Raw genomic sequence first — 16,331 nt, 5'->3', positions numbered from 1 at the left:
GTGTGTCGAATCTCCTTCGGGAGGTGGTCCGCTCCGCCGGTGCTTCGGCGGGCGACGGGTGGGTCAGTGGCCCTCGATGCGGAGGACGGAGACGAGAGCGCCGACGACGTCGAGCTCCGCAAGGCGGTCGGCGGTACGGCGCAGGGCGGCGTCGGTGCCCGAGTGGGTCGCGACGACGAGCTTCGCGCGGGGTTCCGGGCTCGACTCGGTGGCGGGCGCCTCGGCGGGGATCACCGTCTGCTGGACGAGCTCGATCGAGATGCCCTCCTCGGTGAACACCTCGGTCACCTTCGAGAGCACACCCGGGCGGTCGAAGACGTCGAGAGTGATCTGGTACCGGGTCGTGATCGCGGAGACCGGCAGCACGGGCAGCGCCGAGGCGACGTTCCGCTCGTACTGGCCGCGGCCGCCGAGCACGCGCCGGCGGGCCACGGAGACGATGTCGCCGAGCACGGCCGAGGCGGTCGGGGCGCCACCGGCACCCTGGCCGTAGAACATGAGTTCGCCGGCGGCCTCGGCCTCGACGAACACCGCGTTGAAGGCTCCGCCGACCCCGGCGAGGACGTGGTCGCGCGGGATGAGTGCGGGGTACACACGCGCGGAGACGCCGGCGCCCTCGGGGCTGTCCTCGAGCTTCTCGCAGATCGCGAGGAGCTTGATCGTGAAGCCCTGGGCGCGAGCCGTCGCGATCATGTCGGACGTGACCGCGGTGATCCCCTCGACGTGGACGTCGTCGATCGTCACGGGGGTGTGGAAGGCGAGCGAGGAGAGGATCGCGGCCTTCGCCGCGGCGTCGTGGCCGCCGACGTCCGCGGTCGGATCGGCCTCCGCGTACCCGAGTTCCTGGGCAGTACGGAGCGAGCGATCGAAGTCCCACCCCTCGCGGTCCATCTGGTCGAGGATGTAGTTCGTCGTTCCGTTGACAATACCCATGACGCGCGTGATGCGGTCCCCGGCGAGGGAGTCACCGAGCGGACGGATGATCGGGATCGCACCGGCGACGGCGGCCTCGTGCTCGAGGCGGACGCCGGCGGCATCCGCCGCGTGCATGAGTTCGCCGTAGTGCGCGGCGAGGAGCGCCTTGTTCGCGGTGACGACCGAGGCCCCCTGCCCGAGCGCCGCGAGAATGCTCGAGCGGGCCGGTTCCATCCCGCCCATGAGCTCCACGACGATGTCGGCACCGGCGATCGCGGCCTCGTGGTCCGTCGTGAGAACGTCCGTGGGCACTCCCGGGCGGTCCTTCGCGGTGTCCCGGACGACGACGGCCGAGAGTTCGAGCGGGGCGCCGATCCGGGCGGCGAGATCATCACCGTGTCCGGTGATCCGGCGGGCGACCTCCGAACCGACGACTCCGCAACCGAGCAGGGCGACTTTGAGGGGTTTCATGGGTTCAGGATTCCAATCGTCGGGGGAACGTGCGAAGTGGTCTCAGTGTGCGTCGGTGTCCGCTGCGGTGGTCCCGGCGAAGGCCGGGTCGGTCGCGAAGAGATCCGTGTAGGTCTCCGGACGGACGGCCCAGCCCACCCGCTCGGCCTCGACCGCGAGGACGCCCGGACGCGGCAGGTGGTTGTAGTTCGAGGCGAGCGGTCGGCAGTACGCACCGGTGTCCGGGACCGCCACGAGATCACCCGGGGTGACGTCCGTCGGCAGGTACTCGTCGCGCACGACGATGTCACCGCTCTCACAGTGCTTCCCGACGACCCGGACGACGACGGGCGGCGCCTCGGACCCCCGGTTCGCGAGGGTGCACGAGTAGTCGGCATCGTAGAGGGCGGTTCGGACGTTGTCGCTCATTCCGCCGTCCACCGACACATAAGTCCGGATGCCTGCCCCGGTGTCGACCGGTTTCACGGTGCCGACGCGGTAGACCGTGAACATCGCCGGGCCCACGATCGCCCGGCCGGGCTCGAAGGAGACGACCGGCAGCGAGGACCCGGCGTCCGCGCACGCCTTCGCGACGACGTCGGCGAGTTGGTCGGCCATGTCGGCGAAGGCGATCGGGGTGTCCTGCGAGGTGTACCGGATGCCGAAACCGCCGCCGAGGTCGATCTCCGGGAGCGTGATCCCGTGCGCCCGTTCGATCTCGGCACGGAGACCGACGACACGACCGGCGGCCGCCTCGAACCCGGCCTTGTCGAAGATCTGCGAACCGATGTGCGAGTGCAGCCCGAGGAACTCGAGCTCGGGCGCGGCGACGATCCGGTCCGCGGCCTCACGGGCGGCTCCCGACTGGAGCGACAGACCGAACTTCTGGTCCTCGTGCGCCGTCGCGATGAAGTCGTGGGTGTGTGCCTCGACGCCGACGGTCACGCGGAGCATGACGCGGGCGGTGGTGCCACGGGCAGCGGCGGCCGCGGCGACGCGCGGGATCTCGTCGAGCGAGTCGACGACGATCCGCCCGATCCCCCAGTCGAGGGCGAAGGCGATCTCCTCGTCGGACTTGTTGTTCCCGTGGAGTCCGACGACCGCGGGATCGAGCCCCGCACGCTGCGCGACCATGAGTTCGCCGAGCGAGCAGGTGTCGAGTCCCATCCCCTCGTCCGCGACCCAGCGGGCGACCGCGGTGCACAGGAACGCCTTGCCCGCGTAGTACGCCCGGGCGGTGGTACCGACGCGGTCGAAGGCCCGTGAGAACTCGGTGACGAACTCCCGTGCGCGCGAGCGCAGATCGTCGACGTCGAGGACGAACGCGGGTGAACCGAACTCGTCTACGAGGTCCGTGATGCGGTGACCGGCGACGGTGAGGACCCCGTCATCGGCCTTCGCCACGTTCCGCGCCCAGAGGGACTGCATGAGCGCATTCACGTCCTCCGGGTGGGGCAGCCACACGGGTGCGGGAACGGCGTGCAGGACGCCTGCCGGATGCGCGGGCATTACATGCGCTCCGGGGCGCTCACGCCGAGGAGCCCGAGGCCGTTGCGCAGCACCTGCGCGGTCGCGAGGTCGAGGACGAGGCGCGAGGAGTGCACCGGGGTGATCTCCTCGTCCGCCCGCGGGGTGACGCGGCACGAGTCGTACCACTTGTGGAAGAGGCCCGCGAGCTTCTCGAGGTACCGGGCGATCCGGTGCGGTTCGCGCAGTTCGGCCGCCTGCGCGACGACACGGGGGTAGTCCGCGAGGGCGGCGAGGAGGGTCGACTCGGTCTCGTGGTCGAGCAGCGCGGGATCGAAGGCGTCCGCCGTGATGCCGGCGGCTGCCGCGTTGCGCTGCACGCTGCACGAGCGGGCGTGTGCGTACTGCACGTAGTACACCGGGTTGTCGTTCGAGGCGGAGCGGAGCACCTCGGGGTCGATGGTGAGCGGCGAGTCCGCGGGCGTGCGGGCGAGCGAGTAGCGAAGGGCGTCCGCACCGAGCCAGTCGATGAGGTCCCGCAGCTCGATGATGTTGCCGGCCCGCTTCGAGAGCTTCGCCCCGTTGACGTTGATGAGCTGCCCGATGAGCACCTCGATGTTGAACTCCGGATCGTCACCGGCGGCGGCCGCGATCGCCTTGAGGCGACCGATGTAGCCGTGGTGGTCGGCGCCGAGGAGGTAGATCTTCTCGGTGAACCCGCGGTCCTTCTTGTCGAGGTAGTACGCGGCGTCCGCGGCGAAGTACGTGGGGGCGCCGTCCTGGCGGATGAGGACCCGGTCCTTGTCGTCGCCGAAAGTGGTGGTGCGCAGCCAGATCGCCCCACCCTCGTCGAAGACGTGGCCCTGTTCGCGCAGGCGGTCCACCGCACGTTCGAGTGCGCCGGAGTCGTGGAGGGTCTTCTCGGAGAACCACATGTCGAAGTGGACGCCGAAGTCCGCGAGGGTCCCGCGGATGTCGGCCATCTGGATCTCGTACGCGCGGGCCCTGACGTCCTCCCGGATCGCGTCCTCGTCCGCCTCGGCGAGCTCGGGGCTCTGCTCGAGGAGGGTCCGGGCGATGTCCGCGATGTACTCGCCCGGGTACCCGCCCTCGGGCACGTCCCGTCCGTGCATGCGGGCGAGGACGGAGTTCGCGAAGGTGTCCATCTGCGAACCGGCGTCGTTGATGTAGTACTCGCTCGTCACGTCCGCACCCGAGGCGGCGAGGACGCGCGCGATCGCGTCACCGAGCGCGGCCCAGCGGGTGTGGCCGAGGTGGAGTGGGCCGGTGGGGTTCGCGGAGACGAACTCCATGTTGATCGTGTGACCGGCGAGGGACTCGCCGGTGCCGTAGGACTCCCCCGCCGCCACGATGTCCGCGGCGAGACGCCCGGCCGCGCCGGCCGCCAGGCGGATGTTGAGGAACCCGGGACCCGCCACCTCGACCGCGTCGATCCCGGCGTCCGCGCCGAGGCGCTCGGCGATACGGGTCGCGAGGTCCCGCGGGTTCATGCCGGCCTTCTTCGCCGTCTGGAGGGCGACGTTCGACGCCCAGTCACCGTGATCGCGGTTCTTCGGTCGCTCGACGACGAGGTTCTCGGGGATCTCGATGCCGAGCCCGTCGGAGTCGTTGAGTGCGGTGATCACACCGGCGATCGTTGCCTTGAGTTCTTCAGGAGTCACCCGCCCAGGGTATTACCAGGAACCCCGTGGACACGACTCGGGTGCGTCACCGTCTCACATGCACGAACGGGAGTGTGCGCCATCTCACACGTCATACCCGGTGAGCGGTACCGCCGGCGCGGGATGCCATCCGGCCTCGGGTGTCGCATACCCGACGGTCGGCGGCCGGGCGGACCGACGGGCCCGGCATGGGGGCCGCTGGGCGCGGTCGACTCAGATGAATCCGGGACGACAGGCGGTCCGGGCGACGACCGCCTGGACGAGTACGGCCCCGAGGGCGAGGAGGAAGGCAGGGGCTCCCCCGCCCAGGTCGATGAGGAAACCGAAGAGGAACGGGCCGGTCGCCGCGAGCAGGTACCCGGCGCCCTGGACGAATCCCGAGAGCGCTGCGGTGTCCTCGGGACGGGCCGAGCGCAGATTCACAAGGGCGAGCGCGAGGGGAAAGGTACTCACACCGAGCCCGAGGAGCACGGTCCACAGCAGCGGCGCCGCGACCGGGGCGAACCACATGCCGAGGTACCCGGCGACCGTGAACCCGCAGAACACCCAGACGAGGGCGACCGGGGTGCGGATGCGTGCGGCCCACACCGGGAGACCGAGTCCGAGGACGAAGGGGATGACGCAGAGGATGCCGAGCATGATCCCCGCGGTCGACTCGGAGAGTCCGGCACGGACGAACAGCAACGGGTGCCATGTGAAGAGGATGAAGTTGTGGAAGGAACTCAGGCCCGTGAGGACCATGAGGCTCCATGCCCGGGGGGATCGGAGGATCCGGCCGAAGGCGCCGGAGGGTGCGCCGGAAGGATCCGCGGAGGCCGAGGGGGTGCCGGGGGCGCGCGGCGCCTCGGGCCCGGTCCGGGAACCACCGGCCCGGAGCCGGACGAGGACCCACACGAGCAGTGCGAGACCGCTCGTCACCGCCCACACCGCGAGGGAACCGCGCCAGCCACCGGGCAGGACGAGGGCCAGGGGGACCGCGACGAGCGGCGGGAAGAACGTGCCGAACTGGAGGACCGCGACGTGCACCGTGGACAGGAGAGCGACCCGGTGCGGGAAGAACTCCTTGACGATCGGCGGAATGACGACGTTACCGATCCCCATTCCGACGAGAGCGAGGGCCGAGAGGAGCAGGAACGGCGTCGCCTCCGGGAGGCGGAGTCGCACGAGCGAGCCGGCGAACACGAGTCCCGTGCCGACAGCGAGGACGGAGACGGAGCCGAAACGGCGCACGAGGCGCGGGGTGACGATCCCGACGACACCGTAGGCGAGCGGCGGCAGCATCCCGATGATCGAGAGGAAGACCGCACCGATGCGGACATCTGCCGCCATCATGTCGAGCAACGGGGAGAGTCCGGTGACCCCCGGACGGAGGTTGAACCCGGCGGCAACGACCCCGATGAGCACGAGGACGAGGACACTGCGCGGATACGTCGGGCGGTCGGAGAGCGGTGAGGTCACCGTTCGGACTGTAATGGAGGGGTGTTTCCGGAGGACCCCGGAAACGGCCGGTTGTGCGGGATCCCACACCGACCCGACACTGCCTCAGCCCTTCTCCCGGATCGTGATGTTGAGGCGCCCGCGCGGCAGGTCGATATCGGTCGGGCCGGTACCCGGGAACGTACGGACGACCCCGTGGTAGGCGAGCCGAGAGGGGCCACCGAACACGAAGAGATCTCCGCTCTCGAGCGTGAGATCGGTGTACGGCTGCCCGCGGTGTTCGGTGTTCCCGAAGCGGAAGCGGCAGGAGTCCCCGAGCGAGATCGAGACGACGGGCGCCCGGGACTCCTCGTCGCGGTCCTGGTGCATTCCCATCCGCGCCGCGTCGTCGTAGAAGTTCACGAGGGCGATCTCGGCGTCGAAGTCCGGGGTGTAGCCGACCTCCGCGAGGGCCCGGGTCGCGAGAGCGCGGAGTTCCGGCGGGACCGGAGGGACCGGGACCCCGCGGAGCTCGCGGACGTAGGTGTAGGCGTCCCACTCCCAGCCGAGACACACCGACTTCACGCTCATCACTCCCCCGCCGGGAAGGACCTGGTGGCGCATCGGGATGGGACCGGTCGCCCAGCGCCGGCAGGCCCGGACGAGGTCCCTCTGCGCGTCACGCGGCAGCCAGTCCGGCACGTGTACGGCGCCGGGGGCGACCTCGGTCCGGGTGCGCGAGAACAGTCCGTCCATCGGGGTCCTCCTCGGGAAGATCGGCTTCCACGCTCTCCGGTTGCGCCACCGTCGAGCGCCGGCACGTACCGGCGCGAGAATACACCGTGAGCCCGCCGACCGAGAACGGCCGACGAGCACACGTCCGGAGAGCCGGATCAGGAGAGCGCGAAACGGGCCGATTCCGCGAACAGACCACCGGAGAACTCGAGATGGGAGAGCTCGATGCCCTCGGGGACGTCGAAGGCGACGACACCCTCGAGCGTGTTGCCCGGGTTCACCTCGTCGAGGAGCGAAGCCCCTTCGTCCCCGAGGTAGAGGGACGCGGAGGAGTCGGCCTCGTACGTGCGGCCCTCGGTGTCGACCAGCTGGGCGTCGTTCGTCATGAACAACGAGGCACTGTCTCCGGTGTTCGTCACCGCGAGGTCGACGAGCACGTACTGCCCCTGGGCGTCCTCGGAGAGGAAGTCGTCACCGATCGTCGCGACACCCGTCTCCACCCCGTTTACCGTCACGTCCCAGTCCCCGGTCGCGCCGGTGTCACCGAGCGCTACCGGTCCTGCCTCCGCCGGTTCCTCCGCCGGTTCCTCTGCCACGGGCTCGACTCCGCCGTCCCCGGCAGTGCCCGCGTCCGAGGAGGCGTCCGAGCCGGCCACGCTCGATGCCGAGGCGTCCGCCGCGGAGTCCGCATCGTCGCCGAGCGCTCCGGCGCAGGACCCGAGCACGATGACGACGCCCACCGCGAGGACCCAGAACCACCCCCGGCGGAACAGCGACTTCTTCTTCGGTGGCGCGGCCGGGGGGTATCCGCCGGGGGCAGGATGACCGTGGGCCTGTGGGCCCGGAGCCTGCTGGTATCCGTACGGAGCCGGCGGCGGGGTCGATCCGTCGGGCTGGACCGGGGAGCCGGGGTGCTGCTGCATGGGATTTTTCCTTCTTCGGGGATGGTCCCCGCACCCGCTATCGCGGGGCGGGCCCGACCGGCGTCGGGAACGTCTTCACTCTCCCGCCGGGTTCCGCCACGCGGTGTCACCCGGTAGGACGCGTATGTGCAGTCCGATCGGTCCGATCGCCCCGACCGATCGGTCGACCGCCGTCCGTCCGATCGGTCGTCCGGGTACGTCCGTGCCCCGACGTAATGTGCCACTCGTGACCACTCACTCCTCGCCGACGACGGCTCCGTCGTCCCATTCGGCACCACAGACCGCGGGCATGCCGCCGAGGCGCTCCCTCGTCGTCCGACGCACTGTTTTCCTCGTGCGGACGGTCCTCACCGTCGTCTGGGACGTGGCGCTCTGGTTCTACGGGGTCTTCTTCTCGGTGCTGTGGGTCCAGAACATTCCCGGAGCCTCGACGATCGAGCCCGGAACTCCGAGCCAGGACACCGCCGGCGTGGTGATGTGGGTGATCGTCGCGGCGCTGTGGACGACGGTCTACGCCCGGCGCCGCCGACCGTTGATCACCCTGTCCGCCGGGGGTGTCATCGCGGTGCTCGGCGCGGACCCGGTCCTGCTCCTGCTCGGGCTCCACCAGGCATGCCTGAGATGGAGCCGTCCCCACGTGATCACCACGGTCGCCGTGAGCGGCGTGCTCGTCGTGCAGAACGCAGTGCGGGTCGTCGTGCAACCCATCGAGGACACTGCCGCAGGTTTTGTCTACGGCGCGCGTGCGGGATCCGGGGTCGAGCCCGTACTCGATGTCACGGTGGCCCTCGCTCCGCTCGTCCTGTGGGCCACGGCGATCGGCACGGCCTTCGCCCTCCGCGCGCGGCGCGAACGCAGCCGCGCGGTGGACGAGTTGCGGGCCGCGGAGGACCGCACCGTCGGCCTCCGCCGCGAGCTCGTCGGTCAGGAGGAGCGGGCGCGCCTCGCCGCCGAGGTGCACGACGCGCTCTCGAACCGACTGTCGGTCATCTCCATCCAGAGCGGTGTGCTCGAGACGACCGCACGTGATTCCTCACCCGAACTCGCCGAGGCGGCGCGGGTCGTCCGTGCACAGGCCCGTGCCTCGCTCGACGACCTCCGTGGACTCCTCGGCCAGTTGCGCAGCGCGGGCGGAAAGGACGCACCGCACGCACGCGCATCCACTCCGAGCTCGTCGATCCGGGGCATCGGACCTCTCGTGAGCGCGATCCGTCAGACAGGTACGACGGTCCAGTCCCTCGTGTTCGTGGACGACTCCGCCCGCATGGGTGCGTCACTCGGGAACTCGGTGCACCGAATCGTCCAGGAGTCGCTCACCAACGCGGTGAAGCACGCTCCCGGGGCGCCGATCGATCTTTATGTCGACGGTGGCCCGGACACCGGGATCCGGATCCGGGTCTCGAATCCGCTGTCGCAGGCAGGCGCCCGGGAGGAAGCGGATTACGGCTCCGGGACCGGCCTCGCGGGTATTGCAGAGCGGGCCTCGATCCTCGGCGGGAGTGTGTGGACCGGGGCCCACGAGGGACGTTTTCTCGTCGACGTGTCGCTCCCGTGGAGGTGAGCTCCGCCCTCGGGCAGCTCCGTCCGGTTCGTGTCCGTGCCTGCGTCTAGTGTGCGAGGCATGTCGATTCCTCTCTCCTCCCCCGCGCCGTCCCTCACTCTCGCACCCGCCGGTGCGCACGCCTGTACCGCCGTGTCCACCCACGATGAGGATCCCGCGACCGGAGCCACCGTCGAGGTCCCGCTCCGCGTGCTCGTCGTCGACGACGAACGGTTCGTCCGTTCGGGCATCTCCGCGATCCTCACTGCGGATCCGGGCATCGATGTCATCGGAACCGCGGAGAACGGGGCGGAGGCCGTCGAGATCGTCCGTACCCGATTCCCCGATGTCGTCCTCATGGACATCCGGATGCCGGTCATGGACGGGATCGATGCGATCGCCCACATGGCGGCGTTGCCACGTCGCCCGCAGATCGTCGCGCTCACGAGCATGGACGACGGGCAGTACGTCCGCAGGGCGATCGCAAGCGGGGCCACCGGATTCCTCCTCAAGGATGCCGAACCGGAGGACTTCGTGCGCGCGGTCCGCGCAGCTGCCCTCGGGGAGTCCTTCCTCTCCCCCGCTGCCGCGTCCCACCTCGTCCGCACCTGGGGTCGTGATGCACAACCCCTCCAGGTCGAGAGCGCCGCGCGGGCTTTCGCCGCGCTCGCGCCCCGTGAGCGGGAAGTCGCCGAGCTCGTCCACGCCGGCCTCGCCACCACCGAGATCGCCTCACGTCTGTACATCTCGGTGTCCTCGGTGAAGGAGCACCTGCGCCGGGTGTCGAGAAAGTTCGGCCTCACCTCGACCGCGCAGGTCGGCATCGCGGTCATGGTGGAACGCGTCCGACTGCATCGCTGACCGGGACGTCTTCGCACCCGCGGGTCGAAGACCGAAATGCATGTACAGGATCACCGGCCACTCCCCATCGAACCGCCGGAACTCCCGTGGGGACATCGAAGTGCGCACCCGGCCCGGAGTGCACCACGCAGCCCCGTCGACAGCGCGAACAAGATCGCCTGCGGTTCCGGCCGTACTCGTGGTGCCGGTCGTACTCGTGGTGCCGATCGCGCGAAGCCGCTTCGCTCACCTCAGGTCGCAATCGGGTGCGGTTGCCGCTGTCGAGGTCGCGATTGCTGGTGAAGTTTCCGCGAGAAGGCACAGACAATCGCGAGCTCAACGGGCTCGCCACGGGGAATCGCGATCTCGAGGCACGGCCCGCCCATGCGGGGACGAGGAATGCGAAGACCCACCGAGCCGCGCCGCCTCCGACGGCATTCCACCATCAGGTGCGCGATCCGGCACGATCCAGCGGCCTGAAATCGTGCCGAAGTGCGCAGCTGATTCCGGAATCGTGCGAAAGTGCGCAGCTGATTCCCACCGCCCGCGCAGGCGTGCGTCGTTCCGGGAACGACGAAGGCCTCCCCCAGCGTTTCCGCTGATGAGAGGCCTTGAGCCGTGTTCCTTCGGTGCCCGCGACAGGATTCGAACCTACGACCTTCTGCTCCGGAGGCAGACGCTCTATCCACTGAGCTACGCGGGCTGGACAACTCGAATATCGTACCAGACTTTCCGACACCCTCGTGCACGCGGCACGTGCGCGAGGGTGTGGGGCCGGCTCAGGCGCCCCTGATCTGCTTGCGCGCCGGGACGTACTCCCAGTGCCAGGGCTCGTACTTCGAGGACTTGGCCCAGTCCGGATTCTCCCAGCCGTACTCGGCACCGTGAGCGACGAGCCAGTCGTACTGGGTTCCGGTTGCGGTCGCGGCGCCACCACCCATGTCGAGGGCGATTCCCCAACCGTGGAGGGACGTGCCGGGACGTGCCGCGAGACCGGGCTTGCGCGAGGCCACGGAGATCTGCGACTCCATCGTGCGATAGGAGTCCGTGATCTCCATCTCCTTGCCGGTGTCCGCCTTGTACGCGGCATTCATCTCCGCGAAGGACAGTGCGGCATCGGCACGGAGCTTGTGACCACCGATCCCGATGTCGCACAGCCAGTTCTCCGGCAGTTCTCCGTTGGTGATGCCCGACATCGAACCGGGCGCCTCGCCGGAGCAGCCCGGAAGGACGGTGCGTGTGACGGACCGGGACGCCGCCTCCGCCTCACGGTCCTCCGCGGACGGAACGCCACCGATGAAGGAGGCTCCCCCGGCGGGCTCCGCCGCGGCGGTGATCTCCTCGGCACCGTCGAGCACCTCGGGAGCGATCGCCGTCGTCGAGTCGAGACCGAGGTCGGCACCGGCCGCCGTCACCTGGGCCTGGGCCTCGGTGCCGTGACCGGACAGGAGGACACCGAGGAGTGCGGAGCCGGCCGCTGCCACGGAAGCGGCACCGGACACGGTCGCGAGGCGACGGCGCTTGAGCTCGCGCACCGCGCTGCCGTCCGAACCACGGAAGGCGAGCGGCGCATTCGCCGCGCGGCGACGCAGTGCCCGCGAGGTCGGGCGCGCCGTCACGGTGGCGAGCGGCGCAGCGATGTCCTCGGCGGCGGGAGCGGTGGGAACTGCGGGGGTCTCACGGTCCTGGCGGTCGATGATCTGCGCTTCCGCGTCCTGCTTCCGCAGATCGCGCCGGCGCGGATATGCCGGTCGGGTCGTGCCCTGGTCCACTCGAATACTCCTGGTCTGCAACGTTCGTCGTCCCGGACGCGGACCCGTCGCGCGGATCCGTATCGCTATGTCACGACACCATAACGGAAAAATCACGGCAGTACACAATCCTGGCACACGGCCCGCGTAAACCGGAGGTAAAACGATGCCGGACGTGACTCCGATCACGAAATTGGGTCACGACCATGACGGTTTCTTCACAAAAATGATGCGACCGCCGACGAGCCCGAGACATTCACACAGAACGCCCCGGACCCGTCGCCGGTCGCATATTCATTCACTGTTCAGTATTTCCCGGATCGACGGCCTCCGCAACCGGTGAGTAACCACCGGTGGCCGGAGCCGGACCGTCCTCTGCGGCCGACCCGCCCGATCACACCGCCCGGGTCCGTTGCATCGCGTCGTGGACCTCTCCGACGAGCTCCTCGAGAACGTCCTCGAGGAAGAGGATGCCGACGGTCCGATTCGCGGAATCGAGCACCCGGCCGACATGGTTGCCGGCCCGTTGCATCTCCTGGAGCGAGTCCTCGATCTCGTCGTCCGCCCGCAGCGTCACGAGGGACCGGAAGCGTTTCGCGGGGATCGGAGCCTCGTGATCGTCCACCGTGTCGGAGTAGAGCACGTCCTTGATGTGGAGGTAGCTCTCGGGCTCGCCGTCCGCATCGACGTACACGTACCGGGAGAACCCGGTGCGCCCCACGAGCTGCTCGATGTCGACCGGACGCACCCCCTCGCCGATCGTCACGACGGCGTCGCGCGGCACCATGACCTCACCGATCGACTTGTCCGAGAACTCGAGTGCGCCCTTGAGCAGACCGGTGTCATCGGTGAGCAGCCCCTCGCGTTTGGACTCCGCGACGATCGATTGCACCTCCTCCACGGTATAAGCGGCATTCACCTCGTCCTTCGGTTCGATCCGCATGAGCCGGAGGATGACGTTCGCGAGCCCGTTGAGCGGTCGGATGACGAACCCGAACATGCGGGCGAGGAACACGAGCGGCGGGGCGAGGAGCACCGCCGCCTGCCGGGACACCGCGATCGCGATGTTCTTCGGGATCATCTCGCCGACGACGACGTGGAGGTACGTGACGACGCCGAGCGCGATGACGAAGGCGATCGGGCCCGAGAGCCCCGCGGGGATCCCGAGCACGTGCAGCGGACCCTCGAGCAGGTGGTGGATCGCGGGCTCCGCGACGTTACCGATGAGCAGGGAGCACACCGTGATGCCGAGCTGGCAGATCGCGAGCATGAGGGAGACGTGCTCCATCGCCCACAGCGCGGTGCGCGCGGCCTTGTTGCCCTTCTCCGCGAGGGGTTCGATCTGGGAACGCTTGGCGTTGACGATCGCGAACTCGGAGGCGACGAAGAACGCATTGAAGAGGAGGAGGAACACGAGCCAGACGAGGCCCAACCAATCGCTCACGACTCCCTCCTTCCCGTCGACGCGGACGACGCCGGACCGGACCCGGCCGAGGCGCCCTGCCGACCCGGCACCACGGCCGGTCGTTGCCCGGCCGTCGGCACGAGCCGCAGACGTTCGATCCGCCTCCCGTGCATCCGCTCGACGACGAGCCTGCCGCCGTCGAGGTCGACCGCATCGCCGACCTGCGGGATACGACCGAGGCGCATGAGGACGAAACCGGCGACGGTCTCGTAATCGGCGTCCTCCGGGATGTCGATGTCGACGACCTGGGCGACCTCGTCCGGACGCATGCGCCCCGGGACCGCCCACGACCCGTCACGGGTGCGCCGCACGGAGACCCGGAGCCGGTCGTGTTCGTCGACGACCTCACCGACGAGCTCCTCGACGACGTCCTCGAGGGTCACGACGCCCGCGGTACCGCCGTACTCGTCGACGACGACCGCCATCTGCATGCCCCGTGCACGCAGCGCCATGAGGAGCGGGTCGAGGGCCATCGTCTCCGGGATCTCGGTGACCTCGGTCATGAGGCCCGCCGCGAACGCCTCGGTCCGATGGGCCAACGGCACCGCGAGCGCCTGCTTCACGTGGACGACGCCGGTGATGTCGTCACGGGACTCGCCGACGACCGGGAACCGGGAGAAGCCGGTTCGGCGCGAGGTCTCGATGATCTCCGCCGCGGTCGCGTCCCGTTTGACGGCGACGATGCGGGTCCGGGGAGTCATGACGTCGACGGCCGTGCGTTCGGAGAAGCTCAGGGTCCGGGTGAGGAGGTCCGCGACGTCCTGTTCCATCGTCCCCTCCTCCGCCGAATGCCGCACGAGCGCGGTGAGTTCCTCCGGCGACCGCCCGGCGGACCCCTCTTCCTGGGGTTCGATCCCCATGGCGCGCAGAGCCTTGTTCGCCGTGCCGTTGAGCACGGCGATGAGCGGACGGAAGACGACGGAGAATCCGTACTGGAGGGGGACTGCGATCTTCGCGGCGAGCATCGGCGCGGAGATCGCGAGGTTCTTCGGCACGAGTTCGCCGATCACCATGGAGAGCACGGTCGAGATCACGAGCGCGAGGACGAGCGCCACCGCCGTCGACCCACCCGCTCCCAGACCGAGCTCGGCGAGCAGGGGCGAGAGCAGCGCGCCGAGCGACGGTTCCATGAGGTAACCGGTGAGGAGCGTCGTGATCGTGATACCCACCTGCGCGGCCGACAGCTGCGTCGAGAGGTGGGTGACACCCTTGAGGATCGTGCCGGAGCTGCGTTCACCGCGCGCAACGGCTTCCTGGACGGTGTGTTTGTCGAGAGTGAGGAGTGCGAACTCGGCGGCGACGAAGACGCCGGTGCCGAGGATGAGTGCGAGTGCGAGGAGGAGGAGCAACCACTCCATCAGAGCGACTCCCCCGTTCGTCGGACGGGGGAAGCGGAGCACGGGAGGACGGGTCCGGGAACGGACCTTCGGGGGCGGCCGGCGTTTCGCCGGCCGGGACTGTCACTGGTCATGCCGGAATCCTACCGAACCTGCGGATCGTGGCGCCCCGGTCGTTCCACGAGGCGCCACGGGGGGCGGTCACCAGCTGCGCGCGACCGGCATTCCCTCCTGGAACCCCGCCGGGGTCTGGACGCCGACCTGCGCGTTGACGTGGAACTCCCGGAGGTTCCGGGCGCCCGCATAGGTGCACGAGGACCGGACCCCCGAGGTGATGGAGTCGAGGAGGTCCTCGACTCCCGGTCGGTCCGGGTCGAGGAACATCCGGCCCGAGCTGATGCCCTCCTCGAACAGCCCCTTGCGTGCGCGCTCGAACGCGGAGTCGGTGCGGGTGCGCGCGGCGACCGCCCGGGCCGAGGCCATGCCGAAGCTCTCCTTGTACTGCCGCCCGTCGGAGTCGACCATGAGGTCCCCGGGGCTCTCGTAGGTCCCGGCGAACCACGAGCCGATCATCACCTGCGACGCGCCGGCGGCGAGGGCGAGAGCGACGTCGCGCGGATGGCGCACTCCCCCGTCGGCCCACACGTGGGTCCCGAGTTCGCGTGCCGCCTCGACGCACTCCATGACGGCGGAGAACTGGGGACGACCGACACCCGTCATCATGCGGGTCGTGCACATCGCGCCGGGCCCGACTCCGACCTTGACGATGTCGGCGCCGGCCTCCACGAGGTCGTGGACACCCGCGGCGGTGACGACATTGCCTGCGACCACCGGGACCTGCAGGCCGAGGGCCTTCACCCCGCGGAGGGTCTCGAGCATCTTCTCCTGGTGGCCGTGCGCGGTGTCGACGACGAGCACGTCCGCCCCGGCCGCGACGAGCTCGGCCGCCCGGTCCACCGCAGCCCCGTTCACCCCGATCGCCGCGGCGATCCGCAACCGACCGGAGTCGTCGAGAGCCGGAGAATAGATCGAGGACCGGAGCACCGAGGCATCGGTGAGGGCCCCGGCGAGCACGCCGGAGTCGTCGACGACCGGGACGAAACGCCGGCGCGTCGCGGCGAGACGTTCGTACACCTCGGCGAGTCCGGGCCGATCGGGACGGTCGAGGGCCGAGGCCGTGACGAGGTGTTCGACCGGTTCCATCACATCCCGTACCGAGCTGAACCGGTCGACCCCCTCGAGGTCCGCGCGGGACACGGTGCCGACGACACGCCCGTCCCCGTCGACGACGACCGCATGACCGTGCGCGCGTTTGGGCAGGAGGTGGAGCGCCTCGAGGACGGTGTCGTCGGGGGTGACCTTCACGGGTGTCTCGTAGACGGGGTGGCGGTCCTTCACCCACGCGATCGTCTCCCGGGCGACGGCCATCGGGATGTCCTGGGGCAGTACCGCCAGGCCGCCCCGTCGGGCCATGGTCTCGGCCATCCTCCGGCCGGAGACCGCGGTCATGTTCGCCGCGACGATCGGGATCGTCGTGCCCGTCCCGTCGGCGCTCGCGAGGTCGACGTCGAACCGGGAGGTCACCGCGGACCGGCCGGGAACGAGGAACACATCGGAATAGGTGAGGTCCTGCGGCGGGATCTCGGTGACGAACTGCATGTCGGACTCCTTGCGTCTGGCGGCCTGCGGGCGTGGTTCCGCGCGCACAACACTCTGGCACACCCTTTTCATCCCCGGCAGGCACGCCGACGGTGAACCACCCGGCTGCGAAGTATTAGGCTGGCCCCTGACGTCTGTGGCTCCGATCATT

General features: G+C 69.6%; 12 protein-coding genes and 1 tRNA gene. 2 read left to right on the top strand and 11 right to left on the bottom strand.

The window, feature by feature from the left end; all coding sequences use genetic code 11:
• Positions 1-63 precede the first annotated feature (63 nt).
• The 6 genes from ABD172_RS04655 to ABD172_RS04630 all read right to left on the bottom strand — a co-directional run bounded on the left by ABD172_RS04655 (position 64) and on the right by ABD172_RS04630 (position 7,588).
• Positions 64-1,386, bottom strand: a complete 1,323-nt coding sequence (locus ABD172_RS04655; protein ID WP_344307388.1) for a homoserine dehydrogenase — start codon at positions 1,384-1,386, stop codon at positions 64-66.
• Between the two features lie 42 nt (positions 1,387-1,428).
• Positions 1,429-2,874 carry a diaminopimelate decarboxylase gene (gene lysA / locus ABD172_RS04650; protein ID WP_344307386.1) on the bottom strand — a complete coding sequence of 482 codons (1,446 nt, stop codon included), beginning with the start codon at positions 2,872-2,874 and terminating at the stop codon, positions 1,429-1,431.
• Positions 2,874-4,478: an arginine--tRNA ligase gene (argS, locus tag ABD172_RS04645; RefSeq protein WP_425546654.1), complete on the bottom strand. Its 1,605-nt coding sequence runs from the start codon at positions 4,476-4,478 to the stop codon at positions 2,874-2,876. Before argS ends, lysA begins: the two co-directional genes overlap by 1 nt.
• A gap of 249 nt (positions 4,479-4,727) precedes the next feature.
• Positions 4,728-5,972 (bottom strand): MFS transporter, encoded by a 1,245-nt coding sequence (locus tag ABD172_RS04640; RefSeq protein ID WP_344307384.1) that lies wholly within the window; start codon positions 5,970-5,972, stop codon positions 4,728-4,730.
• An 84-nt stretch (positions 5,973-6,056) separates the two neighbouring features.
• The gene (locus tag ABD172_RS04635) at positions 6,057-6,686 is read right to left on the bottom strand and encodes an alpha-ketoglutarate-dependent dioxygenase AlkB family protein (protein WP_344307382.1); all 630 of its coding nucleotides are present in this window, start codon (positions 6,684-6,686) and stop codon (positions 6,057-6,059) included.
• Between the two features lie 137 nt (positions 6,687-6,823).
• Positions 6,824-7,588: a DUF4352 domain-containing protein gene (locus ABD172_RS04630; RefSeq protein WP_344307380.1), complete on the bottom strand. Its 765-nt coding sequence runs from the start codon at positions 7,586-7,588 to the stop codon at positions 6,824-6,826.
• A 226-nt stretch (positions 7,589-7,814) separates the two neighbouring features.
• Here ABD172_RS04630 and ABD172_RS04625 point away from each other — a divergent pair, with 226 nt between their 5' ends.
• Entirely contained in the window at positions 7,815-9,149 is a 1,335-nt protein-coding gene (locus ABD172_RS04625) for a sensor histidine kinase (RefSeq protein ID WP_344307379.1), read from the top strand.
• 60 nt (positions 9,150-9,209) lie between these two features.
• Positions 9,210-9,989 (top strand): response regulator transcription factor, encoded by a 780-nt coding sequence (locus ABD172_RS04620; RefSeq protein WP_344307377.1) that lies wholly within the window; start codon positions 9,210-9,212, stop codon positions 9,987-9,989.
• Positions 9,990-10,598: 609 nt separating this feature from the next.
• Here the strand turns inward: ABD172_RS04620 and ABD172_RS04615 are convergent.
• From ABD172_RS04615 to ABD172_RS04595, 5 genes are all read right to left on the bottom strand, one after another.
• Positions 10,599-10,671: transfer RNA gene (locus ABD172_RS04615), tRNA-Arg, on the bottom strand.
• A 76-nt stretch (positions 10,672-10,747) separates the two neighbouring features.
• Positions 10,748-11,740 carry a M15 family metallopeptidase gene (locus tag ABD172_RS04610; RefSeq protein ID WP_344307375.1) on the bottom strand — a complete coding sequence of 331 codons (993 nt, stop codon included), beginning with the start codon at positions 11,738-11,740 and terminating at the stop codon, positions 10,748-10,750.
• Positions 11,741-12,113: 373 nt separating this feature from the next.
• A complete protein-coding gene (locus tag ABD172_RS04605) occupies positions 12,114-13,163 on the bottom strand; it encodes a hemolysin family protein (RefSeq protein ID WP_344307373.1) in 1,050 nt (349 codons plus the stop codon).
• Positions 13,160-14,542: a hemolysin family protein gene (locus ABD172_RS04600; RefSeq protein WP_344307372.1), complete on the bottom strand. Its 1,383-nt coding sequence runs from the start codon at positions 14,540-14,542 to the stop codon at positions 13,160-13,162. Before ABD172_RS04600 ends, ABD172_RS04605 begins: the two co-directional genes overlap by 4 nt.
• Positions 14,543-14,722: 180 nt before the next feature.
• Positions 14,723-16,180, bottom strand: coding sequence for a GuaB1 family IMP dehydrogenase-related protein (locus ABD172_RS04595; RefSeq protein WP_344307370.1), 1,458 nt, complete (start codon positions 16,178-16,180; stop codon positions 14,723-14,725).
• Positions 16,181-16,331 lie beyond the last annotated feature (151 nt).

This window comes from Brevibacterium samyangense, assembly GCF_039529845.1.
GTDB classification, from domain to species: domain Bacteria; phylum Actinomycetota; class Actinomycetes; order Actinomycetales; family Brevibacteriaceae; genus Brevibacterium; species Brevibacterium samyangense.
This window is presented reverse-complemented; position numbering and strand designations above follow the sequence as displayed.

Coding starts and splice junctions, on each gene's coding strand:
- ABD172_RS04655 (WP_344307388.1), bottom strand. CDS start 1,386: ATGAAACCCCTCAAAGTCGCCCTGCTCGGTTGCGGAGTCGTCGGTTCG.
- lysA (WP_344307386.1), bottom strand. CDS start 2,874: ATGCCCGCGCATCCGGCAGGCGTCCTGCACGCCGTTCCCGCACCCGTG.
- ABD172_RS04635 (WP_344307382.1), bottom strand. CDS start 6,686: ATGGACGGACTGTTCTCGCGCACCCGGACCGAGGTCGCCCCCGGCGCC.
- ABD172_RS04630 (WP_344307380.1), bottom strand. CDS start 7,588: ATGCAGCAGCACCCCGGCTCCCCGGTCCAGCCCGACGGATCGACCCCG.
- ABD172_RS04620 (WP_344307377.1), top strand. CDS start 9,210: ATGTCGATTCCTCTCTCCTCCCCCGCGCCGTCCCTCACTCTCGCACCC.
- ABD172_RS04600 (WP_344307372.1), bottom strand. CDS start 14,542: ATGGAGTGGTTGCTCCTCCTCCTCGCACTCGCACTCATCCTCGGCACC.
- ABD172_RS04595 (WP_344307370.1), bottom strand. CDS start 16,180: ATGCAGTTCGTCACCGAGATCCCGCCGCAGGACCTCACCTATTCCGAT.